The organism is Acinetobacter sp. CWB-B33 (genome assembly GCF_039655955.1).
GTDB lineage: Bacteria > Pseudomonadota > Gammaproteobacteria > Pseudomonadales > Moraxellaceae > Acinetobacter > Acinetobacter bouvetii.
In genome coordinates, this window is the sequence record NZ_JAGFEU010000001.1 from 1242781 (window position 1) to 1265602 (window position 22822).

The 22822-nt window shown below is 44.2% G+C and carries 22 protein-coding genes; 13 read left to right on the forward strand and 9 right to left on the reverse strand.

Annotated elements, in window-relative coordinates:
• Positions 1–9: 9 nt before the first annotated feature.
• The 6 genes from benD (at position 10) to pcaD (ending at position 5621) form a co-directional block, all read left to right on the forward strand.
• Entirely contained in the window at positions 10–795 is a 786-nt protein-coding gene (gene benD, locus JZ784_RS05960) for a benzoate diol dehydrogenase BenD (RefSeq protein ID WP_346314191.1), read from the forward strand.
• Between the two features lie 54 nt (positions 796–849).
• Complete coding sequence (gene benE / locus JZ784_RS05965; protein WP_346314192.1) at positions 850–2079, forward strand: benzoate/H(+) symporter BenE; 1230 nt, start codon at positions 850–852, stop codon at positions 2077–2079.
• Positions 2080–2098: 19 nt separating this feature from the next.
• The gene (locus tag JZ784_RS05970; protein ID WP_346314193.1) at positions 2099–2785 is read left to right on the forward strand and encodes a 3-oxoacid CoA-transferase subunit A; all 687 of its coding nucleotides are present in this window, start codon (positions 2099–2101) and stop codon (positions 2783–2785) included.
• 18 nt (positions 2786–2803) lie between these two features.
• A complete protein-coding gene (locus JZ784_RS05975; protein WP_346314194.1) occupies positions 2804–3457 on the forward strand; it encodes a 3-oxoacid CoA-transferase subunit B in 654 nt (217 codons plus the stop codon).
• A 110-nt stretch (positions 3458–3567) separates the two neighbouring features.
• Positions 3568–4773, forward strand: a complete 1206-nt coding sequence (gene pcaF, locus JZ784_RS05980) for a 3-oxoadipyl-CoA thiolase (RefSeq protein ID WP_346314195.1) — start codon at positions 3568–3570, stop codon at positions 4771–4773.
• Positions 4774–4841: 68 nt separating this feature from the next.
• Positions 4842–5621, forward strand: a complete 780-nt coding sequence (gene pcaD, locus JZ784_RS05985) for a 3-oxoadipate enol-lactonase (protein WP_346314196.1) — start codon at positions 4842–4844, stop codon at positions 5619–5621.
• Positions 5622–5769: 148 nt separating this feature from the next.
• Here pcaD and JZ784_RS05990 read toward each other — a convergent pair whose 3' ends face one another.
• From JZ784_RS05990 to JZ784_RS06005, 4 genes are all read right to left on the reverse strand, one after another.
• Positions 5770–6324: a hypothetical protein gene (locus tag JZ784_RS05990; RefSeq protein ID WP_130146955.1), complete on the reverse strand. Its 555-nt coding sequence runs from the start codon at positions 6322–6324 to the stop codon at positions 5770–5772.
• Positions 6325–6587: 263 nt separating this feature from the next.
• On the reverse strand, positions 6588–7817 hold the full coding sequence (locus tag JZ784_RS05995) for a CaiB/BaiF CoA-transferase family protein (RefSeq protein ID WP_346314197.1): 1230 nt from the start codon (positions 7815–7817) through the stop codon (positions 6588–6590).
• A gap of 53 nt (positions 7818–7870) precedes the next feature.
• Positions 7871–9286, reverse strand: a complete 1416-nt coding sequence (locus JZ784_RS06000; RefSeq protein WP_346314198.1) for an MFS transporter — start codon at positions 9284–9286, stop codon at positions 7871–7873.
• 242 nt (positions 9287–9528) lie between these two features.
• On the reverse strand, positions 9529–10749 hold the full coding sequence (locus tag JZ784_RS06005) for an acyl-CoA dehydrogenase (protein ID WP_346314199.1): 1221 nt from the start codon (positions 10747–10749) through the stop codon (positions 9529–9531).
• Positions 10750–10994: 245 nt separating this feature from the next.
• Here JZ784_RS06005 and JZ784_RS06010 point away from each other — a divergent pair, with 245 nt between their 5' ends.
• The 5 genes from JZ784_RS06010 (at position 10995) to JZ784_RS06030 (ending at position 15139) form a co-directional block, all read left to right on the forward strand.
• On the forward strand, positions 10995–11930 hold the full coding sequence (locus JZ784_RS06010; RefSeq protein ID WP_005009813.1) for a LysR substrate-binding domain-containing protein: 936 nt from the start codon (positions 10995–10997) through the stop codon (positions 11928–11930).
• A gap of 105 nt (positions 11931–12035) precedes the next feature.
• Positions 12036–12737 carry a Sir2 family NAD-dependent protein deacetylase gene (locus tag JZ784_RS06015; protein WP_346314263.1) on the forward strand — a complete coding sequence of 234 codons (702 nt, stop codon included), beginning with the start codon at positions 12036–12038 and terminating at the stop codon, positions 12735–12737.
• A 187-nt stretch (positions 12738–12924) separates the two neighbouring features.
• Entirely contained in the window at positions 12925–13869 is a 945-nt protein-coding gene (locus JZ784_RS06020) for an ABC transporter permease (RefSeq protein ID WP_005009809.1), read from the forward strand.
• Complete coding sequence (locus JZ784_RS06025) at positions 13869–14750, forward strand: ABC transporter ATP-binding protein (protein ID WP_005009808.1); 882 nt, start codon at positions 13869–13871, stop codon at positions 14748–14750. Before JZ784_RS06020 ends, JZ784_RS06025 begins: the two co-directional genes overlap by 1 nt.
• A gap of 59 nt (positions 14751–14809) precedes the next feature.
• Positions 14810–15139: an SMR family transporter gene (locus tag JZ784_RS06030; protein WP_005009806.1), complete on the forward strand. Its 330-nt coding sequence runs from the start codon at positions 14810–14812 to the stop codon at positions 15137–15139.
• A 129-nt stretch (positions 15140–15268) separates the two neighbouring features.
• Here the strand turns inward: JZ784_RS06030 and JZ784_RS06035 are convergent, their stop codons facing one another.
• The gene (locus tag JZ784_RS06035) at positions 15269–16156 is read right to left on the reverse strand and encodes an NAD(P)/FAD-dependent oxidoreductase (protein WP_346314200.1); all 888 of its coding nucleotides are present in this window, start codon (positions 16154–16156) and stop codon (positions 15269–15271) included.
• 108 nt (positions 16157–16264) lie between these two features.
• On the opposite strand from JZ784_RS06035, the gene JZ784_RS06040 reads away from it, so the two are divergent.
• Together JZ784_RS06040 and JZ784_RS06045 are read left to right on the forward strand one after the other, a co-directional pair.
• The gene (locus tag JZ784_RS06040) at positions 16265–16705 is read left to right on the forward strand and encodes an Rrf2 family transcriptional regulator (protein WP_346314201.1); all 441 of its coding nucleotides are present in this window, start codon (positions 16265–16267) and stop codon (positions 16703–16705) included.
• A gap of 148 nt (positions 16706–16853) precedes the next feature.
• Positions 16854–17522: an epoxyqueuosine reductase QueH gene (locus JZ784_RS06045; protein ID WP_026253338.1), complete on the forward strand. Its 669-nt coding sequence runs from the start codon at positions 16854–16856 to the stop codon at positions 17520–17522.
• Between the two features lie 10 nt (positions 17523–17532).
• On the opposite strand, the gene JZ784_RS06050 is transcribed toward JZ784_RS06045, so the two are convergent.
• The 4 genes from JZ784_RS06050 to JZ784_RS06065 form a co-directional block, all read right to left on the reverse strand.
• Positions 17533–18927 carry a methylenetetrahydrofolate reductase C-terminal domain-containing protein gene (locus JZ784_RS06050; RefSeq protein ID WP_346314202.1) on the reverse strand — a complete coding sequence of 465 codons (1395 nt, stop codon included), beginning with the start codon at positions 18925–18927 and terminating at the stop codon, positions 17533–17535.
• 270 nt (positions 18928–19197) lie between these two features.
• Complete coding sequence (locus JZ784_RS06055; protein ID WP_346314203.1) at positions 19198–20220, reverse strand: ABC transporter substrate-binding protein; 1023 nt, start codon at positions 20218–20220, stop codon at positions 19198–19200.
• Positions 20217–22028: an allophanate hydrolase gene (atzF, locus tag JZ784_RS06060; RefSeq protein ID WP_346314204.1), complete on the reverse strand. Its 1812-nt coding sequence runs from the start codon at positions 22026–22028 to the stop codon at positions 20217–20219. Before atzF ends, JZ784_RS06055 begins: the two co-directional genes overlap by 4 nt.
• Positions 22025–22480 carry a ribbon-helix-helix protein, CopG family gene (locus JZ784_RS06065; RefSeq protein ID WP_005009784.1) on the reverse strand — a complete coding sequence of 152 codons (456 nt, stop codon included), beginning with the start codon at positions 22478–22480 and terminating at the stop codon, positions 22025–22027. Before JZ784_RS06065 ends, atzF begins: the two co-directional genes overlap by 4 nt.
• Positions 22481–22822: the final 342 nt, after the last annotated feature.

Genomic DNA, 22822 nt, shown 5'->3' on the forward strand with positions numbered 1-22822 from the left:
AATTTTTCTATGTCGGATCGTCAAAGATTTTTAAATAAAGTCATTATTGTGACTGGCGCTGCTCAAGGTATCGGCCGCGGTGTAGCGCTTCAGGCTGCACGTGAAGGCGCACAAGTGATCTTAGCTGATTATTCAGATTTTGTAGAAGAGACACTTGCTGAAATTGAAGCGCAAAATGGTGATGCCATCATCGTTAAAGCCAACTTAGAAACTTATGCAGGTGCAGCTGAAGTTGTCGCCAAAGCCATAGAAACCTACGGCCGCATTGATGTACTAATTAACAACGTTGGCGGTGCAATTTGGATGAAGCCTTTCACCGAATTTAGCCCTGAAGAAATTGAAAAAGAAGTCAGCCGTTCGCTGTTTCCAACCATGTGGTGCTGCCATGCTGTATTGCCTGAAATGTTAAAAAATCAGGCAGGCGTGATTGTCAATGTTTCGTCAATTGCAACATGTGGCATTAACCGTATTCCTTATTCTGCCTCTAAAGGCGGTGTAAATGCTTTAACCAAATCTTTAGCTTTTTGCCATTCGAAAGATGGCATTCGTGTTAATGCTGTGGCAACTGGCGGTACAGAAGCGCCGCCGCGCAAAATTCCGCGCAATGCCAATCCATTAACAGCGTCTGAAAAACAGTGGATGCAGGAAGTGGTAGATCAGACCATCGACCGTACTTTCCTCGGCCGATACGGCACAATTCAGGAACAAGTGAATGCCATTGTATTCCTTGCTTCTGATGAATCCTCATACATGACGGGCACAGTTGTACCCGTTGGCGGCGGCGATCAGGGTTAAACCTGATTGAAAGCGGCACAGGATCATTGATGTATCAGCATGGAGGCAAGAGCAATGACGACCCTGTTAAAAACCCTAAAAGATGATTGGTCTTTATCAGCCACTGTTGCAGGATTTTTAGCAGTGCTGATTTCCTACTCTGGCCCGCTGATTATCTTTTTCCAGGCGGCACAAAAGGCCAATGTTGCACCCAATATGATGATTTCATGGATTTGGGGCATTTCTATTGGTGCTGCTGTTGCCTGTATTTTTCTCTCGATTAAATACAAGACCCCAGTCATCACCGCCTGGTCTGCGCCGGGCACAGCATTATTGGTGACTTTATTTCCGAATATTTCACTGAATGAAGCTGTCGCGGCTTATATCACAGCCGCTTTGGTCATTCTGTTGATTGGACTCAGCGGTTATTTCGACAAACTGTTGAAATGGATTCCTCAGTCGATTGCGGCAGCCATGATGGCAGGGATTTTATTTCAATTTGGATTGGGACTTTTTACTGCAACCGACAGTATGCCGCTGATTGTATTTGGCATGGTGCTGGTATTCCTGATCTCAAAACGTGTTAGCCCTCGCTACAGCATGGTTTGGGTATTGCTGAGCGGGGTGCTGCTCAGTGTATTGCTCGGCAAAATGAACCCTGTCACGGTTGATTTCAGTCTGGCAATCCCGCAGTGGATCAGTCCTGAGTGGTCCATCAATGGCATGCTGAACTTCGCGATTCCGCTGATTTTAGTCAGCTTAACCGGACAGTTTTTACCAGGCATGGCGATTATGAAACTCAGCGGTTATGACACCCCGGCCAAACCGATTATTACCGCCACCAGTATTGCTTCATTAGCAGTCGCCTGCGTGGGCGGCATTACCATTGTGTTGGCTTCGATTACTGCCGCGCTGTGCATGGGCAAAGATGCGCATGAACTGAAAGATAAACGCTATATCGCAGGTATTGCCAACGGGCTGTTTTACATCCTTGGCGGTTTATTTGCAGGCAGTATCGTCATGCTGTTTAGCCTGTTGCCCAAAGAACTGGTTGCTGCCCTTGCTGGCCTTGCGCTGCTTGGCGCCATTGGCACCAATGTATCTGTCGCGATGAAAGATGAATCTGAACGTGATGCTGCGCTGATCACCTTTTTAGCAACCGCATCCGGCATGCACTTTTTAGGTTTGAGCTCGGTGTTTTGGGGCATTTGTATCGGGATTATTGCGCACTTGTTATTGAGCAAGCCTAAACCTGAACCTGCTGTACCTCACACCATTTCTCTTTCTCAGACCGAATCAAAATAATTTTGCCATAGGAACGACTATGATTGATAAAAGCTCAGCTTCCCTTAAAGAAGCGCTCTCACAAATTAAAGATGGTTCGACCATTATGATTGGCGGTTTTGGTACGGCGGGTCAGCCTGCTGAACTGATCGATGGCCTGATTGAGCTTGGCATCAAGGATCTGGTCATTGTGAATAACAATGCAGGCAACGGTGACTATGGCTTGGCTAAACTGTTAAAGGCCGGTGCTGTCCGTAAAATCATCTGCTCTTTCCCTCGCCAGTCCGACTCTTGGGTATTTGATGAACTTTATCGTGCAGGCAAGATCGAACTGGAACTCGTACCGCAAGGCAATCTGGCTTGCCGTATTCAAGCTGCGGGCATGGGCTTGGGTCCAATCTATACGCCTACAGGCTTTGGTACCTTGCTTGCGGAAGGTAAACCTACCCTGAACTATGAAGGCAAAGATTACGTGCTTGAAAACCCAATTAAGGCCGATTTTACCTTAATTAAGGCACATCAAGGCGACCGTTGGGGCAACTTGGTTTACAACAAATCAGCACGTAACTTTGGTCCAATTATGGCCATGGCAGCGGATGTCACTATTGCCCAAGTTGCAGAAGTGGTGGAACTTGGCGCACTCGATCCAGAGCATATTATTACCCCAGGGATTTTTGTACAGCACGTGGTTGCTGTCGGTACAAAACAACTTGAGCAATCTGCTTAATCACGTGAGGACAAAACAATGAGCTATACCAAATTAACACGTGATCAAATTGCTGCACGTGTTGCACAAGATATTCCTGACGGTGCCTATGTCAATTTAGGCATTGGCCTGCCGACTAAAATTGCCAGCTACTTACCTGCTGACAAAGATGTATTTCTACATTCTGAAAATGGTCTATTGGCATTTGGCCCGCCGCCTGCCAAGGGTGAAGAAGATCCTGAACTGATCAATGCCGGCAAAGAGTTTGTGACTTTACTTGAAGGCGGCGCTTATTTTCATCATGGGGATTCATTCGCCATGATGCGTGGCGGACATTTGGACATTGCGGTACTAGGCGCTTTTCAGGTGGCTGAAAATGGCGACTTGGCCAACTGGCATACCGGCGCGCCTGATGCCATTCCTGCGGTAGGCGGTGCCATGGACTTAGCCGTAGGCGCTAAAAAAGTCTTTATTACTACAGACCATGTCACCAAAAAAGGCGAACCAAAGATCGTGGCTGAACTGGCTTATCCAGCTACAGGCCTGAAATGTGTAGACCGTATTTATACAGACCTTTGCGTAATCGATGTCACAACAGGTGGTATGAAAGTCCTTGAAAAAGTTGAAGGCCTTTCTTTTGAAGAATTGCAGTCCATGACGGGTGCAAAATTGGTTGATGGGACTCGGGCTTAATCAATAATAAATAATCCCCCTTTTTCAAAGGGGGACTTGACCTAAATAAATTTAGGATTGGAAAGCCTCCCTCCTTTTAGGAGGGATTAAGGGAGGTAGAAGGAAAAGATATGAAAAACGCATACATTATTGACGCGATCCGCACACCCTTTGGCCGCTATGCAGGCGGTCTAGCACCAGTGCGTGCAGATGACTTAGGTGCCCTACCGATTAAAGCCTTGATGGAACGTAATCCTTCCGTGAACTGGGAACAAGTGGATGACGTGATCTATGGCTGCGCCAACCAAGCCGGTGAAGACAACCGTAACGTCGGACGTATGTCTGCGCTGCTCGCTGGTGTTCCCTACCAAGTGCCTGCAACCACGGTAAACCGTCTTTGTGGTTCGTCGCTGGATGCGGTTGCTATGGCTGCACGTGCCATTAAATCTTGTGAAGCGGACTTAATTATCGCAGGCGGTGTTGAAAGCATGTCACGTGCACCTTTTGTGATGGGCAAATCAGACAGTGCTTATGGTCGCAGTCAAAAAATTGAAGACACCACCATGGGTTGGCGTTTTATCAATCCTAAACTGAAAGAGCTGTATGGTGTGGAAACCATGCCGCAAACAGCAGAAAATGTCGCGGAACAATTCAACATTAACCGTGCAGATCAAGACCAATTCGCTTTAACGAGCCAACAGCGTACCGCAGCTGCTCAAGCACGTGGTTTCTTTGCCAATGAAATTATTCCTGTCGTCATTCCTCAGCGTAAAGGCGAACCAATCGTTGTTGATACCGATGAGCACCCACGTGCCTCAACCACACTGGAAGCCTTAACCAAACTCAAACCGGTTGTTAAAGCTGATGGTAGCGTCACCGCAGGCAATGCCTCAGGCATTAACGATGGTGCAGCTGCATTATTGATTGCATCAGATGATGCGGTAGCCCAATTTGGCTTAAAGGCCCGTGCCAAAATCATTGCTGCTACGGTGGTCGGTGTAGAACCTCGCATCATGGGATTTGGCCCTGCACCTGCAATTAAAAAGTTACTGGCTCAAACCGGTTTGACTTTGGAGCAAATGGATGTGATTGAGCTGAATGAAGCCTTTGCAGCCCAGGCGCTTGCTGTGACACGTGATCTGGGTCTTGAAGATGGCTCAGAAAAAGTCAATCCGAACGGTGGTGCTATCGCATTGGGTCATCCCCTTGGTGCTTCAGGCGCACGATTAGTCACCACTGCACTGAACCAACTTGAACAAACAGGCGGTAAATACGGCCTATGCTCAATGTGCATTGGTGTCGGTCAAGGCATCGCTTTGATTATTGAACGTGTTTAATCCTCAATAAAAGTCCTCCTTATCAAAGGGGGGATTTAGGGGAATTTATAAAATTAAGGATTCAAAACATGCCTACATTTATATCCAATGATGCAGCGATTAATTACGCAACTTTCGGTGATGCCCGCAAACCTGCGATTATTTTTTCCAATTCTTTGGGAACAAATTATCAAATGTGGCAGCCGCAGATAAATTTCTTTAAAAAAGAGTATTTTATTGTCTGCTATGACACCCGCGGTCACGGTGCATCTACCGCACCGCAAGGGCCATACAGCATAGAACAGCTGGGAACAGATGTCGTCAATCTGCTCGACCATCTGAATATTCAAAAAGCTAGCTTCTGCGGCATTTCTATGGGTGGACTTACAGGTCAATGGCTGGCCATTCATCACCCTGAACGTTTTAACCATGTGATTGTCTGCAACACTGCAGCAAAAATTGGTCAAGAGCAGGCATGGAACGACCGTGCACAGCTTGTTCGTGAGCAAGGCCTCAAGCCAATTGCAGAGACTGCAGCATCGCGTTGGTTTACCGAACCCTTTATCCGAAGCAACACAGCAATTGTAGAATCTTTGAGTAACGATCTTGGTGCTGGCAGCCCAGAAGGTTATGCAAGCTGCTGTGAAGCTTTGGCTAAAGCGGATGTGCGGGAACAGCTTAAAAATATTACGGTACCAACTCTGGTGGTTGCTGGTCAAAAAGACCCTGTCACTACTGTCGCGGATGCACAATACATTATCAATAATGTCCGCAGCAGCTCATTATTTGAGATCAATGCATCGCATATTTCAAACATTGAACAGCCAAAAGCCTTTAATCAGGCTGTGCAGAGTTTTTTACAGCAATAAGCAACTATGCAATTCAGATAGGCCTTTGCTTATCTGAATTGCATAACTTTCACTGCAACTGATCAATAGCGATGCATGATGACTGAACAAGATACTTCTATTTTGAGCAATTGGGCATTTCTATTTGGACTTACACAAAAATGGGAGCTTAAATCCATCCTCCAGTAATGAAATCTCCTGAATCGTATCCAATAGAATACCCAATCTTTCTATCAGGGTAAGCAGCTTTATAATGAATCATTGACGCATGTGCCAGCTTTAGCGCATAGGCTAAGAATAAAGGATATTCAGCATAGTTATCTAAATCTGTCTCATCAGCTAAATTTTCAATAGATCGCAAAATTTTAGAGTTAAAAGCCCCTTGCTCAGGATAATATGTTTCAGCTTCAGACATCCAATCTAGGTTATCTTCTTCTGTAATGTATTGATCCGATACTGCAAAATAGAGATATCCATTGTCAGAAAGCCCAAACCAAAATCCTTGTTCAATAAATGGAGAAGGCTCTTTTTCTAAAGTAGTAATTAAATGAATCGCTAAATTTTCTACTTCTGTTGTGTAATCTAATTCTTTAAATAGATCCCAACTTTTGTGTGGCTGCATTTCATGACAATAGTTGATGATCGTTTTCATGAAGTTATCAACATCAGAATCATTTTTATGAAGATCAATTTTTTTAAAGATTTTTACGAAGTCAAATGACATAAACAGCCTATATTTTCCAAAAACTCAATAAGTAAAGTGCTTTTTAACTTGTCTAAAATTAACATAATACACGTTATCCAAAATTCTTTGAATTATTCTATGTAAATCATATTGTTATTCCATAAATAAAAGGCCAGTTCTAATGAATTGGCCTTTTAAGTAAATTTTCGAGTTTTTGGGCTGCTATTCAATCATTGCGTTGCATTTTTATTAACGATATTAAACAAGCTGCTGCCATATAAAAATAGCCTTTAATACTGTATCTATGCTACTTCTCCATCAATAATGCCCTGCGCTTTTAAGGCCTTCAGTTCATCTGCGGTTTTAAAGCGCGATAAAATCTGCGCCGTATGCTCGCCCAATTGCGGTGGCGCATGACGGTATTCCACTGGGGTATCGGAGAATTTCATAGGTGACCCAATCACTTTAAAATCATTGTTCAGCGCATGCGGAATATTCACCACCATGTTGCGGTGCTGAATTTGCGGTTCATTCAGAGCATCTTCAATTGAATTGATCACACCGACAGGCACTTTAACCGCATGAATCGCATTGACCCATTCCCCAGCTGTTTTTTTCAAGAAAAAAGCTGACAATAAAGGAATGAGCACATCACGATTTTTTACGCGGTCTTGGTTACGTATAAATCGTGCATCATCCAATAATTCTGTATAGCTAATAGCTAAACACAAGTCTTTAAATTGCTTGTCATTGCCGCAAGCAATAATAAACTCTTTATCTTTTGCCTTAAAAGTTTGATAAGGCACAATATTTGGGTGATTATTGCCCATACGCTGCGGCGCTTTGCCCGATGTCAGATAGTTCATGCCTTGATTTGCCAAAGCCGCCACCTGTACATCCAGTAAAGACATATCTATATATTGACCGCGTCCTGTATGCTGGCGCGCCAATAACGCAGCCTGAATGGCAATGGTTGAATACAGTCCAGTTTGAATATCCACCACAGCCACACCGACTTTCTGCGCCCCGCCGCCAATCACATCATCTGCTTCACCGGTAATACTCATCAGGCCAGACATGCCTTGAATAATAAAGTCATAGCCCGGCTCTTCCGCACGCGGGCCATCTTGGCCAAAACCTGTAATAGAACAATAGACTAAGTTTGGATTGATAGCGCTCAGCGCTGCATAATCCAGTCCATACCTAGCCAGTGAACCGGCTTTATAATTTTCAATGACGACATCGGCTGTTTTAGCAATCTCGTAAATTAAGGACTGTCCTTCTGGACTGGCAATATCAATCGCGACTGAATATTTATTGCGGTTCGCACATTGGAAGTAGCCTGATTCACGTGTTGGATTGCCGTGCTGATCCGGCATCCAAGGCGGGCCCCACATACGGGTATCATCACCCGCCTGCGGCCGTTCAATTTTGATCACTTCTGCGCCTAAGTCCGCCAGAATTTGGCCGCACCATGGTCCAGCCAATACTCGGCTTAAATCTAAAACTCGAATGCCTTGCAATGCGCCCATTAATTTACTCCTTTGACCATGAGCACGTTTGGAGTGTGCCCATAGCCGATTTTTTATTTTGCTGTGGCTGGTTTGGAAATCGCTTTGCTTTCATCAGATGTATGTGTATCCAATTCCGCAAGTTTTTGCTGTTCTGCTGAAACGGCGGCTTGCTGAGGGTCATACTGACGCTCTCGAATAAACAGGCCTGGAATAACACCTGCAATAAAGTACGCTGCGCCCATCACAATAAAGGCTAGAGTGAATGATCCTCCTGCGGCAATCATGCCAATGGTTGCTGGAGCAATGGCTGCGCCTAAACGGCCCATGTTGTAGGCTCCGCCAATCGCTGTACCGCGTACATCAGTAGAAAAGCTTTCTGCCATATACGTTGCATTCACGCCATACGGAATACCGTATAAAAAGCCGAAAGTTACAAGTAAATAAGCAATGTTGGCTGGCGTATTATAGAAAATAATCACTGGCAAAAATGCAGCTGTAGCGACCGTTCCAAAGACAAAAGTGACACGGCGTCCCAGCTTGTCAGCCGCATAGCCTGATAAAATTTTACCTAGAATCATTGCGGTATAAGCGCCAACCATATAGCCAGTCATGGCTTTAAAGTTCATGCCCAGTTCTGTTTCCAGATAAGTCGGCATCCAGTTATTGACGCCGTAATAGCCGAACTGCAGAAAAGCGGCTGTGCTCATCCAAAGCAGGAACATTTTGCGGTGATTGCTATGCCCAAAAATACGTTTATAAATACTTTCCGATGGCGCTTTTTCAGCAGCAGCCATTTGCGGAACTGGTTCTGGATTCAATTCACGGCGTTTGATCTGTTCAATTTTAGCTTCCTGCCAAGAGGCAGGTTCTGGAACAAAACGCATGAATATCAATGCAAAAGCAGCAGGAACAATAGTTACATAAAACAGCATGCGCCAGCCGTGATCCGGGATAATTGAACCGGCCAATAAGGTTGCAACAATGTAGCCTACGGTTTGTCCCGTTTGCAGGGTGCCCAACACCGTTGTACGGTATTTGGTCGGCACATATTCTGCCATTAAGGTGTTGCACGCCATATAAAGCGAACCCAGGCCAAACGCACCGACAAAGCGCAAAATCAAAAATTGTTCATAGCTTTGGGTCATGCCTAAAATGCAGGTCATAACGGAAAAAAATACCACTGACCATGCAATGGTTTTAACACGGCCGAACTTGTCGCAGGCCCATCCGCCGGATATGCCGCCTAGCGCCATACCCGCTAAAGAGGCACTACCCAGCATGCCTGCCTGAAATGACGATAGGCCAAATTCTGCTTTTAAACTGGTTAAGCTGAATGACAACAGCATAATATCTACGCCATCAATCACCAGCGACACAAAAGCGAAAATAAACGCCATTTTCCATGTATTGCTGTTAATGCGGTGCATTGTCCCGACATTGTTTGGCAGTTTCAGCACTCCTGCGCTGTTTTGCATTTCATTGTTCATTATCCATTTACCTCATTTTCCCAAATGAGTCATCGACATTCCTATGTCTCTGCTTCTGCCTGATATTTTTCTTTTTTTTATGGTTTCACACTTAAATTCAGTTCAGCCAAAATGCAGATTTACAAGAGTATTTCACGATGAATCCTTTATGTATTGACTGTTATTCATGTATTTACGGTTAATTTTTTGCACAAAGACCCTAAGGATGCTCCCGAAAGAGCATCTGAATGACTTAATTTAAGTTAGTTGCCGAATGCCGCGATGCCCGTTTGCGCACGGCCTAAAATCAGTGCATGCACATCATGTGTGCCTTCGTAGGTATTTACCACTTCAAGGTTAACCAGATGGCGTGCCACGCCGAATTCATCTGAAATGCCATTGCCGCCCAGCATGTCTCGGGCTACACGGGCAATCTCTAGAGCCTTGCCGCAGTTATTGCGTTTAATCAGGGATGTGCCTTCAACCGCAGCAATGCCTTCATCCTTCATGCGGCCAAAACGTAAAGCTGCTTGTAAACCTAATGCAATTTCAGTTTGCATATCAGCCAGTTTCTTTTGAATCAACTGATTAGCAGCCAATGGACGGCCAAACTGTTTACGGTCCATGGTGTATTGATGTGCTGTATGCCAGCAGAATTCAGCAGCGCCCATTGCGCCCCAGGCAATACCGTAACGCGCGCTATTCAAGCAAGTGAAAGGCCCTTTTAAACCGCGTACTTCAGGAAAAGCATTCCCTTCAGGAACAAAGACATTGTCCATCACAATTTCACCTGTAATTGATGCACGCAGGCCTACTTTGCCATGAATTGCCGGTGCTGAAAGCCCTTCCCAGCCTTTTTCCAGAATAAAGCCGCGGATATCACCCACATGGCCTTCTTTTGAGACTTCTTTCGCCCACACCACAAATACGTCTGCGATTGGACTGTTGGTAATCCACATTTTTGCGCCAGTTAGGCGGTAACCGCCATCGACTTTTTTCGCGCGGGTGATCATGCTGCCAGGGTCAGAACCGTGGTCAGGCTCAGTCAGGCCGAAACAGCCAATGTATTCACCCGTTGCCAATTTTGGCAGGTATTTCTGCTTTTGCTCTTCAGAGCCAAATTCGTTAATTGGCACCATTACCAAGGAACTTTGCACACTGGCCATAGATCGGTAGCCAGAGTCGACATATTCAATTTCACGCGCCACTAGGCCATAGCTGACATAATTTAAGCCAGCGCCGCCGTACTGTTCTGGAATCATTGGGCCAAGCAAGCCCAGTTCGCCCATTTCACGGAAAATGGCTGGATCGGTCTGTTCATGACGGAACTGCTCCAGCACACGCGGCTGCAAGCGGTCTTGGCAATATGCATGCGCTGTATCACGGATCATGCGTTCTTCTTCTGTCAATTGCTGCTCTAATAAAAATGGATCTCGCCAGTTGAATTGAACTTTTGCTTTTTTTACCTTAACCATTTGATTCATCGCTTCCTCTGCTTAATCAGGCTTTGTTTGTTTTCATTGATGCTATGTGTGAAAAGCGCTCCTTTCAAACGATTAATTTGCATGCAGTTATGCGGTTACCGCATAACTTAAACTGCAAAACCCAAGTTAAGCATTTTAGCCACTCCGTTATGCCCCGCAATGTACTATGTTTAGATGATGGTGTGATATTCAATTTATGTGTATATGACATTTTGTGATACCTATCGATAAAAAGGACTTTATCTATGCGGCGTAATATTCCATCTTTGCAAAGCCTGATTTGCTTTGAATCCGCTGCCAAGCATTCCAGTTATACCCATGCCTCACAGGAACTGTTTATTACGCAAAGCGCTGTTTCAAGGCAAATTCAGCAGCTGGAAGAATACTTGGGCGTCAATCTGTTCAGTAGGACACGCCACGGCGTAGAATTGACCGAAGCCGGCAAGCAATATGCAAAAGGCATTAAGCCTTATTTGCAGGGAATCGAAAAAAGCACGGCAGACATCATGACGCATAAAGGCCTAGGCGGGACTTTAAAACTTGGTGTAGTCCCGACTTTCGCAACACGCTGGCTGCTGCCGAAACTGCATAAATTGAATACGCAGCACCCTGAAATTACCGTACATTTAGAAACCAGCACCAAGCCTTTTTTATTCAATGAAAATGTGTTTGATGCGGCTATTTTTGCAGGAACCCAACAGCAGATAGAACATTGGCCCGGCATTCAGGCACATTACCTCATGGATGAAGAAGTGGTTCCCGTCTGTTCGCCTGCACTCATTCAAAACCGTTTGCCAGAAGCAGTCATGCAAAATGAACACAGCTATGACCTAAGTGATGAAGAACTGCTTTTAATGCCGCTGCTGCAGCAAACCACCCGCCCCAGTATTTGGCAAGAATGGTTTCAGGCGCATCAGATTCAGCATCCCAAACCATTTGATGGGCAGCGCCATGAATTATTTTCCATGCTTTCTGTAGCGGCCAGTCATGGCATGGGCATGGCGCTGATTCCGCAAATGCTGATTGAATCTGAGCTGAACAAAAAGGAACTGGTGATTGCTTCCAGCAAGAAATTGCAAGGCAGCCGCAAATACTACTTGGTCCACTCCAGTCAGGACATTTCTCCGCAAATTCAAAAATTTGTCGATTGGGTACTGCAGGAACTGCATCAGTCCGCTTGAAGATGACAATTCATATTCAGTACAGTGAAGTCGCTGAATTATCCATTCAACACATGCAGCCGTACGCAATGGACTCATAAATTAAAATATAAGGCTTAAATGACTATGCAAAAAATTGTGGTGTTTTCAGGCGCCGGCATGAGCGCGGAAAGTGGCATCAATACTTTTCGTGACAGTGATGGGCTGTGGGAACAGCATCGTATTGAAGATGTGGCCACACCTGAAGCTTGGACGCGCGCCCCTGAACTGGTGCAGCGTTTTTATAATGAGCGCCGTAAACATATATTAGCCGCAGTGCCAAATGAGGCGCATCACCTGATTGCCGAGCTAGACGATTTTTTTAATGTTCAAGTCATTACCCAAAATATTGATGACCTGCATGAGCGCGCCGGCAGTCAAAATGTCCTGCACCTGCATGGCAATATCCGCTTCGCTAAAAGCTCTGGCCCTCAGGCACAATACACGCAGGAATTGTTTCCCATTGAAGGTTCAGATTTAAACTTAGACACCGATAAGTGCCCTGATGGTTATCCTTTACGGCCGCATGTGATCTGGTTTGGCGAAGCAGTTCCTGCATATGAAGATGCCAGTGTGAGTGTGCAAACGGCAGATATTTTTATTGTGATTGGCACGAGTCTAGCTGTCTATCCTGTGGCTGGATTGATTCACGAAATCCCTGCCAACTGCCGTGCATTTTATATCGATCCGAAAGCAGATTATCAGCGCGTACCTGAACAGTATCAGCTGATTAAAGCAGGCGCCAGTGAAGGCATGAAAATGCTTTTTCAGCAATTGATTGCGCCATAAAAGCACATTTCAGCATCAGTGTTGATCAAAAAAACGATATCGCCTGCTTCTTTTGCAGGCTTTTTGCTGTTTACAGCCTGTCTAACTTTGCACATAGCCGATAAATCACGGCATACACGCGTTTGGCATTCAAATTGCTTAACAGTATTACGTTTTATTAAAAAAGTAATATTGGGGCTTGGTCAGTATGGGTTATGTCGCAAAAGAGCTCAGTCCAAAAAGCAAGCTATTGCTTGGCTTAGGATCATTTTTAATTCCTGTGCTCATTTGGTGTGCAGTGAGTTATTCGCCATTTTTATGGCATCCGCAGGTGCAAATTACTCAGTCTGGCAGTGTACCGTATTTTCAGGTTGATAGCCGTGTAGACAAAGCGGTGTTTTATGCCGAAGCGCAATCTGCGGTCAATGCAGGCGCAGAACCACCGCAAGGCAAACTGGTCAATCCAATCTATCTACCTGCGCCTCATGAAGTTGCAAAGGCATTAGTGACCGCATTTATTACCCCGCCCGCGCAGCCGGATGCCCCATGGTTTCATCAAAGCTTATGGCACAGTATTAAAATTGTGTTCAGCGCTTTTTTTATTGCCTCACTCATTGGTATTCCGCTTGGCATTCTTTGCGGCTTTTCACAAAAAATATCACAACTGACCGAACCTTTTGTGGAGTTTTTCCGCTACTTGCCCGCACCTGCTTTTGGCGCATTGGCAGTGGCTATTTTAGGCATTAATGATGCACCTAAAATTGCCATTATCGTGATTGGTACGCTGTTTCAGCAGATTCTGATTATTGCCAATACCACGCGTATGGTTGACCGCGGCTTGATAGAGGCCGGTTTTACGCTCGGCACCAATAAACTGAAAAGCCTGTTTCATGTGGTGATTCCAGCAGCGCTACCCGACATTTACCGCGACCTGCGTGTCTTGCTGGGCTGGGCTTGGACTTATCTGATCGTGTCTGAACTAATCGGCACGACTTCTGGGATTACATGGTTTATTACCCAACAAGCGCGTTACCAAAACTTTGACAATGTTTATGCTGCGATCCTAATCATTGGGGTGATTGGTTTGGTGTGCGATGTGGTGCTGATGAAACTAGGCCAACATCTATTTAAATGGAAAGCAGGAGCAAAATAATGAACAGCATAGAATTTAATGCCAAAACCTATTTCGATGCAATTTATGCGCGCCCTGTCATTTTAGAAGCGAAAAAACTGACGCAAAGTTTTAAGCACGGTAAAACTGAACGCACCATTCTAAATCAGCTGGATCTAAAGATTCATAAACGTGAATTTATCTGCGTGATTGGCCCCTCAGGCTGCGGTAAATCGACATTTAGCCGAATTGTAGCTGGGCTTGACCCATACAGCAGCGGTGAATTACTGGTCGATGGCCAAGCCATTGAAGGCCCAAGCCCTGAGCGCGGCATGGTCTTTCAAGGCTACACGCTTTTTCCATGGAAAACCGTTAAAGAAAATGTGATGTTCGGCCCGTTAATGAAAGGCGCCAGCAATGCTTCAGCTGAATCTAGCGCCCGTGAATGGATTGATATTATTGGTCTAGAAAAATATCAAGATCAATACCCGCATCAGCTTTCTGGCGGGATGAAACAGCGCGTTGCCATTGCCCGCGCATTGGTCAATGAACCAAAAATATTATTGATGGATGAACCATTTGGCGCGCTTGATCCGCATACCCGTCAAAAAATGCAAAAACATTTAATGGATCTTTGGCAAAACATTGATATCACCATTATTTTTGTGACACACGACATGGATGAAGCCATTTTATTGGCAGATCGCATTGTGGCGCTCAAAGCCAATCCCGGTGAAATTAAAGAAATTATTGAGGTCGATTTGCCCCGTCCTCGCAATCCCGAACTGATGCTGACGCCTGAATTTAAACGCCTGCGTGAACGGGTGGATTTCTTGGTGCATGCACAGGAAGACGAGCTAGATCCAGCACTTGAGAATTTACCGAAAATTCCGCGCATGACCCAAGTCAGTACGCATAAATAAATTGGTTCATTTCTTTTGGAATGTAAAGCGCGACAAAATCTTTACTGAATAGAGGCAACATGGCTTTTTTATATCTGACGGTTGCGGTTATTGCAGAAGTTTTAGCGACTGCCGCTTTAAAAGCCAGCAACGGCTTTACTGAACTTGTGCCGATTATTTTTACCGTATTAGGCTATGCCATTGCGCTATTCTTTTTAGGTTTAACTTTTAAAACTATTCCTATGGGATTGGCCTATGCCATGTGGTCAGCTGCCGGCATTGTTTTAATTTCATGTGTGGGCTGGATTGTGTTTAAACAAAACTTAGATCTACCAGCCCTAATCGGTTTAGTATTTATTGTATTGGGTATTGTAATTATTAATATTTTTTCTGAAAGCACAGAGCTTTAAATTTAGTCATCAGCTATTCACCTTAACATGTAATCAAACGATAGCTTTGCTCACAAAGCTATCGTTTTAAAATATTATGTGTGCGCGTAATGCGTAAAAATGGTTATAGCTGCAAATTTAAACTGATATTTAAAAAATAAAAGATTTATGCGCCACAATCCCTGTCATCGCGCCATCACCTACAGATAATGCAACTGAACCGCCTGAACGGGTCACATCACCGCAAGCATAGATCCCTTTAACATTTGTTTCCTTGGCTGGCGAAGTTTTAATGGCCTCGCCGTATTCATTGCAGTCTATCTCTAAACCTAAATGCTGAATCCAGTTCGATTGCAAACGAGTGACTGTAGAAACAAATAAGCCATCTAATTGAATTCGTTCACCATCTGTAAGTACAACATCACAATGACCCTCAATATGGTCAATTTTACGCGTTTCAATCTGAATTTGACGTTTTGAAAGTTTCGCCAATAGCTCATCATCCAATTGATCTGCACTGATTGCATCATTTAAAAACAGCGTTGTATTGCCCCAATCCGGCAGCATCAATGCCATATGCAACGAATACATACCCGAAACCAACATGCCGATTTCACCTAAATTCAGTTCATAGCCATCACAATATGGGCAGTGATAAACAGATTGCCCCCAACGTTCGGCCAAACCATCAACTTGAGGCAATTCGTCACGTACGCCAGTTGCAATAATCATTTTTTCAGCTTGAATGTGCTGATCACCTGCGATAACTGAATATTTTCCATCAACCGCCTTTACATCAGTAACAGTTTCAGCAAGCCATGAAATCGTTGAATACTTTTCTAGCTGCGCCCTAGCATCTTTTGCGATTGCGCTGGGTGATCGGCCATCTTGCGTCAAAAAATTATGTGAATGTTCAGCAAAACGGTTACGGCGCTGCCCTGCATCAATAATTAAAACACGGCGGCGTGCACGTGCTAAAGGTAAAGCAGCAGAAAGCCCAGCATAACTGCCGCCAATAATCACAACTTCATAATTCATATTCATAATGGCCTATATGTAACCTTTGAAGTTACCATATAATTTAATATGCGTATAAGAAACTTTTAGTGTTACAATCTATCAGTTCCCCCAATAATCAATTTCCTCATGCGTAAAGACAGTAAACTTTCACGAATGCTGCATGTCCTGCTGCATATGGCACGTGAAAATAAGCCTTTCACTTCAGATCAGATTGCCGAAATGCTGGAAACAAATCCTGTTGTAGTGCGTAGAACCATGTCTGGCTTAAAAAAACATGGATTTGTTGATTCTGAAAAAGGCCCAGGTGGCGGCTGGAGTTTGATTAAACCCCTGCATGATATTTCGCTGTATGACATTTACTTTGCTGTCGGTGAACCTTCTATTTTCGCCATTGGCAATGAAAATATGCAGCCAGACTGCTTGGTAGAACTGGTGGTCAATCGGGCGCTTGATCAAGCCTTTTTTGAGGCACAAGAGGTGCTTATCAAGAACCTCAAAGCTACACAATTAGATCAATTGGCACATGATTTTCAAATTGAATGGAATCAGCAGATGAACGTGAAATAAAATAAATATATCTTCAAATTTGTTTCAATTTTAAGCCGCTGTACTGAATCTGACTCAGCTCAAACTTAGAAAAAATCAGCATATTCGAGCTTTGAAATGTCTATGAATTGCTAAAATATAAGGTTTAGATTTAAACCTTACGATTATTATGTCTAACAAACTTGAACGTCAGAAACTGACTCTCCCAGCAGGTCATGACAAGCTTTTATTACACTCTTGCTGTGCGCCCTGTTCTGGCGAAGTGATGGAAACCTTAATTGAATCTGGCATTGATTTTTCAATCTTTTTTTATAATCCCAATATCCATCCTGTTAAAGAATATGAAATCCGCAAAGAGGAAAATATCCGCTTTGCCGAAAAGCATAATATTCCGTTTATAGACTGTGACTACGACACAGACAACTGGTTTGAACGTGCTAAAGGCATGGAAAATGAACCTGAGAAAGGCATCCGCTGCACCATGTGTTTTGATATGCGCTTTGAGCGTACGGCACTGTATGCAGCAGAACATGGCTTTAGCCTAATTAGCAGTTCATTGGGTATTTCACGCTGGAAAAATATGAAACAGATTAATGACTGCGGTCATCGTTCAGCTTCACATTATGAGGGAATTAGCTATTGGGACTATAACTGGCGTAAAAATGGCGGTGCGGTGCGCATGCTGGAGATCAGTAAAAAAGAAGAATTTTATCAGCAGGAATACTGCGGCTGTGTGTATTCACTGCGTGATACTAACCGCTGGCGCATGAGCCAAGGCCGTGACCGTATCAAACTTGGCGTAAAGTTTTATTCCAATGCGATGGATGAGGAAGATTAATCCCGTTCACTTAAGCTTCTGTCGCCAAATACCAATTTTTCCAAGAGCTGGTACCGCGCACCTCAATAGGTACAGCTGGAATCAGCTTTTCTTTTAACACCTGTGTTTGCTCTACCGCTTTGGCAATCCGCGCTTTTACGGAATGAATGCATTCACGGTCACCAAATTCACAGCGGTCCAGGCTTGTACCGCCGCATGGTCCATTGGCTAAACCTTTGGGGCATGTTTCTGGACAAATATATAAGGTATCGCCCAAACGGCACTGTCCGCAGCTTTCACAGCCTACAACACCATGCTTACTGATATATTCGGTTTTCAGTAAAGTTTTGGCAGCCGGCCTGCGCTCCCAAAATGGTGAGTTGAAAATAAATCGTCCGATGCCTTTAGCAAACTTTGAATCAAACAATGCATCATGCATGAAATGCAGATGATGATATTTAATGAGTTGACTGGGCGATGGCGGGCGTGAAAAAAAGCTCAATTCAGGCTGGAACTCCTTGCCACTTTCTACCCGCCATAACGCCTTCCACAGTTTTTCGAGCGCATTCAAATCCAAATTGCGATATTGCTCTACATAACTTTCCAGCAAGGCCTGCTCTTCTGGCTTATGACAGGCAGATAAATCAATTCCAGCAAAACCCAGCTGTTTGCAGATTAATATCTGCAAAGCACAGCGTAGATACACACGCTCAGAAAGTCCTGCCCGCTTTTCTTCTTCTAAGACATTCAGCATATGCGGCGTAATGACGATACCCGCCACTTTATGCTTCAACATAAATTTAGCGCGAGCCAAACTAAGCGGCATCACGCATGCGAGGATTTTCTGAGTATAGTGATGCTGTGTTAAAAATGCCTGAGCCTGCTTGAGCGCTTCAATGTCATAGCCCAATTGGGTAATGATGAAATCTGCACCAGCTTTAATTTTTTTATGCAGTTTTAAATACTGTGCATCACGTTCAGCTTCGGCATATTTAAATGGATTAAATGCTACACCAATACAGAAACCGCCTGCTTTTTTCGCGGCCATGACGGCATTCACAGACTCTAAATAGCGGCTGCGTTCTGCTGTATTTTCCCCATTCTGATGCTCTTTGAGCTTATCACCTGTCAGCAATAGCAGATTTCGGATATTGGCAGCACGTGTTTGCTTTAAAAAAATTTCAAAATCCTGAATATCTCTGCCTTTACCGGCAAAATGCAGAACTTTTTCTACGTCTAAAGGATATCGCTTACTGGCTTCAAGTGGCGCCATATCATGGTCTGAATGCACACGGTCAGCTAAAGTCATCACTGCCGGATAACCTGCAAATTGCGTTTTTGCTGGAAAAATCTCGTTCAATGAAGTGAGATATTCAACCAAAATACAGAATTGGTTTTGCTGAAAATAGGAAGATAGCAACGACATAAAGCGGTAAAAATCAAATATAAGTTTCTAGAGGCCAACTATTATAGAACCAGCCCCGCATACATTCATATTGCTTTTTTATATTTTAATACTGCACTGATCATTTTTATTTGCGTTAACAAATTCTGCTGAGCAAGATCATAAAACTACAGTATCCGATTACACTATTTACAGCATCGATTTTAAATATAACTGAAGTTCATCCGCTAGAAAAATAGAAAATCCCTATATGCATAGAGATATAACTTTTCTATTTTCGAGCTATAAAGTTTATTTCACTTCTTCAACTAAGACTGGATATATGGCGCCATCTACGTCCATTTCTGTTTTATAAATGCCATTTTCAACATTAAATTTATTGACGCGATAACTTGATCCATAGATTGAGTCCAAACCAGTCCCTTTTCTAAAGACCTGTTTATTGGCTGCTAAATCCAGCAAATATGTACCGCCTATAAACTGTTCATATTGTGCTGGATCGACCCCAACACGTGCGGACATAATTTTTACTGCATCTGCATGTGTTGCTGGATCATTAATGTATTTAACGGTTTTATCCCAAACTTGAATGACCTTTTTCCATTCTTCTTTATTGGCGGCTAAATGCGTCATATTCACTGTAAGCGTGTCGTAAATCAATCCAGGTTTATCTTTTGAACTATAAATAATTTTTGAACCTGCTACAGCTTTCAGCGCCTGATTTGCCACAGGCTGCCAGACCGCAATAGCAACAACATCAGGGCTTGCAAATACTTGCGGCAGCTCGTTAGTCATTGTATTTACAATTTTCACATCATTTGCAGCAATCTTCGCATCTGCAAGCGCTGCAGACAGCAGCAAATGATCAACCAATCCTTTTTCAACGGCTATGCTTTTTCCTTTTAGATCACCAACACTGTTAATGCCTTGTTTAGCAATAATGACATCATTGCCTGCAGAATAGTCAGTGGCCATAATCATGACACCTTTTGTACCGCCAGAAGCAGTAACGAGGTTATCACCATTACTCACAAGAACAGCATCTAACTGATTCGAAGCAAATGCAGACAGCGATGCTGAGTAATCAAACCATTTAAAATCGACATTTAAGCCAGCTTCCTTTAACCAGCCTTTTTCAATGGCTACTTGCCATGCCACCCATCCAGGCCAATCACTATAGCCAATCGTAATTGGCTTTGAGGCTGCTGTATTTTCAGTGTTAATATTTGGCTCGGGTATTTTGGCTGTGTTGTCACAGCCACTTAGAAATATAGCCGTAACGATTGATGAAGATAAAATTGCTTTTTTAATCATGACGCTATTTCCCCTATGCCAGAGCATTTAAATTTGGTATTGGTCGATTGAATAGATTGAATATACGCGCGCCAGCCGCCAAAATGGCTGATCTCCAAGGCATCTTCCAAGGCATAGCCTTCGCAAATAAAACCTTTGACCCAGCTGCCGTCAGCCAGCTGCACATTGCCAATGCCTAAGGGTGCTGGAACTTCCGCCACAATGTGACCGAAATTGGCGAAAGGAATCTCCCAAACTTCGACATCAATGGCTTGACCGCCTTTGCTGGCGTACTGCAGGCCCGGTTTTGGCGGTGCAGTGTTTTTCAAGGCATATAATTTGTAATTTGGCGCTGTTTTAGTGGCTTTGAGCAAGGTGCCGCAGCGTGTGCTTAACTGAAAATTTAACGGCATGCCAGATAAATGCGCGCCGACAACGGCCAATTTAACCGAGTGCTGTGAGCTTATAACTATTGATTTTTCATAACCTTGGCTAAAAGTGCCTAATGGCAAATTCACCGCTTTCTGCCAAGTTTGCGCAAAACTTGCTAAAGCTTGATCCATCCACGCAGACGCTATAAATGTCACCCCTGTCGGCAAGCCATCCGCCCGAATAGCATTTGGCAGCGCAATGGCAGATAAATCAGCAAAATTCACAAAATTGGTATAAGCGCCCATGTGGCTGTTTTTCGCTATCGGGTCAGCTTCAGCCTCGGCGATGGTGTAAATCGTCGGCGCAGTCGGCACCATTAATGCATCAAAAGGCGCTAAGGCCAGGTTAATTTTTCGGGCCAAACCTGCACGCTCATATTCGGCCTGCATAGCATCTATAGCACTGAACTGATCCGCCTGTGCAATGATTTTTGCAATCACGGAATGGCAGTGTTCACGCGTCACTAGGCTTTCAACAGCAGCGGTGCGCTCGGCTACCCAGGACTTGCTGTATAAGGCTGAAGCCAATTGATTAAAGACCCTAAAATCAATGGCTTCTACACTGTAACCTAATACTTTTATACGCTCTACAGCAGCTGCAAATGCCTTTTCAGTTTCAGCATCGCCATAAAATTCCAGCTGCGCAGGTATGGCAATTTTGCCTTTAGAGAATTGTGTTGGCACATTCGCTGGATGCGGACGTGAATATTCATCCGCCGCATCAAAACCTTGCATGACTTGCGCTGCTTGCCATGCATCGTCTACTGTTAAAGCAAAAATCGAAATCACATCAATCGTCCGGCAAGCTGGAATTAACCCCGCAGTTGAAAACCAGCCTTTGGTTGGCTTTAAACCCACAATATTGTTGTGTCCTGCCGGCACTCGGCCTGAGCCTGCAGTATCCGTTCCCAAACTAAACGGCACCACACCGTTTGCAACAGCCACTGAAGAACCTGAGCTTGAACCGCCGCTGATATATTCAGGATTAAAACTGTTTTTCACTGCGCCGTATGGTGAACGCACACCAACAAGCCCTGTTGCAAACTGGTCTAAATTGGTTTTGCCTAAAACAATGGCCCCAGCTGCTTTGAGCTTGGCTACAACAGCTGCATCTGTTTCCGCTAAATACGCGGCTTCTTTACAGGCAGCGGTGGTGTGAAAACCTGCGACATCAATATTGTCTTTGACTGCAAAAGGCACGCCGTATAAAGGCAAATCTGCAGAAGGCTTTTCTGCTAAAGCCTCAAACTGCGCCTGTAGCTGCGCTTCATCTGCAATTTCAATCCAAGCATGGTCATCGTTTTGAATGGATGCGGCATAGGCTTTTAAGTCTTGCAGCTGAATGCTGCCTGAAGCATAAGCCTGTTTCCAGTCTTGTATCGTCCAAAGGTCTTTCACAACTTCTGCTCCTTCAATGCTTCGTTTTGCGGAATTGGCGGCATGACGGCATTCATCAATTCCAAATGCCCTTTGGTCACACCTTTTAAGGCTATAAAGTGCTGGCTGATGGCTTTCAGCTCTGAACTGAGCCCTTGCAAGATCATGACCTCTAAAATTTTTTGATCATCCAGCTGAATGTGCAGCGAACTCACCACTTGTTCTAAAAATTGCTGCTGCAAATCTAAAAGCTGGATACGCAGCGCTGTAACGCTGGCGTCATACAGCAAAGTAAAAGTGCCCACCATCACTGCGTTGCGCTGTTCCTGATCAGCAATCAAATGCTTATTGATCATGTCAACAATCGCCTGCGAACGGCTTTCGTAATGCTGATCGACAATCTTCTGATCCAGCGCATCGACTGTTGCTTCCGGCACGGTAATGCTGATCCGCGCCAATTTTTGCTTAGGCATGGCGCTTATCCTTTTTTGCTCTCTTGTTTGATATATAAGCCAGCGCGGGCGCTCAGCAGTTCAATAAAAAAAGCCTTAAACAATTGCAGGATTTTTGCTGAATTAGCATGGTTCATATGCATCTCACGATTGAGTAATACAAAATGTTGGTTTAGTAATATCAATAGAAATGCAGAATCTGTGCCAATCTGAAAACTGATCTTTCAGCTGGGTTCATGCGTATTTGGAATAAATTTGAGCAAAAGATGTGCATGCAGCTGCACATGAACGGGCACACTGCACCAAGGAGGCATTTTTATAAAATAATGTTAAGAACCCATCACGATGAAAAATAAACTGCGC

Bases quoted from the DNA above. Each gene is read 5' to 3' on its own strand.
- pcaF (WP_346314195.1), top strand. From the start codon at position 3,568: ATGAAAAACGCATACATTATTGACGCGATCCGCACACCCTTTGGCCGC.
- JZ784_RS06040 (WP_346314201.1), top strand. From the start codon at position 16,265: ATGCGTAAAGACAGTAAACTTTCACGAATGCTGCATGTCCTGCTGCAT.
- JZ784_RS06025 (WP_005009808.1), top strand. From the start codon at position 13,869: ATGAACAGCATAGAATTTAATGCCAAAACCTATTTCGATGCAATTTAT.
- JZ784_RS06015 (WP_346314263.1), top strand. From the start codon at position 12,036: ATGCAAAAAATTGTGGTGTTTTCAGGCGCCGGCATGAGCGCGGAAAGT.
- JZ784_RS06050 (WP_346314202.1), bottom strand. From the start codon at position 18,927: ATGTCGTTGCTATCTTCCTATTTTCAGCAAAACCAATTCTGTATTTTG.
- JZ784_RS06035 (WP_346314200.1), bottom strand. From the start codon at position 16,156: ATGAATTATGAAGTTGTGATTATTGGCGGCAGTTATGCTGGGCTTTCT.
- JZ784_RS06010 (WP_005009813.1), top strand. From the start codon at position 10,995: ATGCGGCGTAATATTCCATCTTTGCAAAGCCTGATTTGCTTTGAATCC.
- JZ784_RS06055 (WP_346314203.1), bottom strand. From the start codon at position 20,220: ATGATTAAAAAAGCAATTTTATCTTCATCAATCGTTACGGCTATATTT.
- JZ784_RS06000 (WP_346314198.1), bottom strand. From the start codon at position 9,286: ATGAACAATGAAATGCAAAACAGCGCAGGAGTGCTGAAACTGCCAAAC.
- JZ784_RS06020 (WP_005009809.1), top strand. From the start codon at position 12,925: ATGGGTTATGTCGCAAAAGAGCTCAGTCCAAAAAGCAAGCTATTGCTT.
- JZ784_RS05970 (WP_346314193.1), top strand. From the start codon at position 2,099: ATGATTGATAAAAGCTCAGCTTCCCTTAAAGAAGCGCTCTCACAAATT.
- JZ784_RS06030 (WP_005009806.1), top strand. From the start codon at position 14,810: ATGGCTTTTTTATATCTGACGGTTGCGGTTATTGCAGAAGTTTTAGCG.
- benE (WP_346314192.1), top strand. From the start codon at position 850: ATGACGACCCTGTTAAAAACCCTAAAAGATGATTGGTCTTTATCAGCC.
- JZ784_RS06065 (WP_005009784.1), bottom strand. From the start codon at position 22,480: ATGCCTAAGCAAAAATTGGCGCGGATCAGCATTACCGTGCCGGAAGCA.
- benD (WP_346314191.1), top strand. From the start codon at position 10: ATGTCGGATCGTCAAAGATTTTTAAATAAAGTCATTATTGTGACTGGC.
- JZ784_RS05975 (WP_346314194.1), top strand. From the start codon at position 2,804: ATGAGCTATACCAAATTAACACGTGATCAAATTGCTGCACGTGTTGCA.
- JZ784_RS05995 (WP_346314197.1), bottom strand. From the start codon at position 7,817: ATGGGCGCATTGCAAGGCATTCGAGTTTTAGATTTAAGCCGAGTATTG.
- pcaD (WP_346314196.1), top strand. From the start codon at position 4,842: ATGCCTACATTTATATCCAATGATGCAGCGATTAATTACGCAACTTTC.
- JZ784_RS05990 (WP_130146955.1), bottom strand. From the start codon at position 6,324: ATGTCATTTGACTTCGTAAAAATCTTTAAAAAAATTGATCTTCATAAA.
- JZ784_RS06045 (WP_026253338.1), top strand. From the start codon at position 16,854: ATGTCTAACAAACTTGAACGTCAGAAACTGACTCTCCCAGCAGGTCAT.
- JZ784_RS06005 (WP_346314199.1), bottom strand. From the start codon at position 10,749: ATGAATCAAATGGTTAAGGTAAAAAAAGCAAAAGTTCAATTCAACTGG.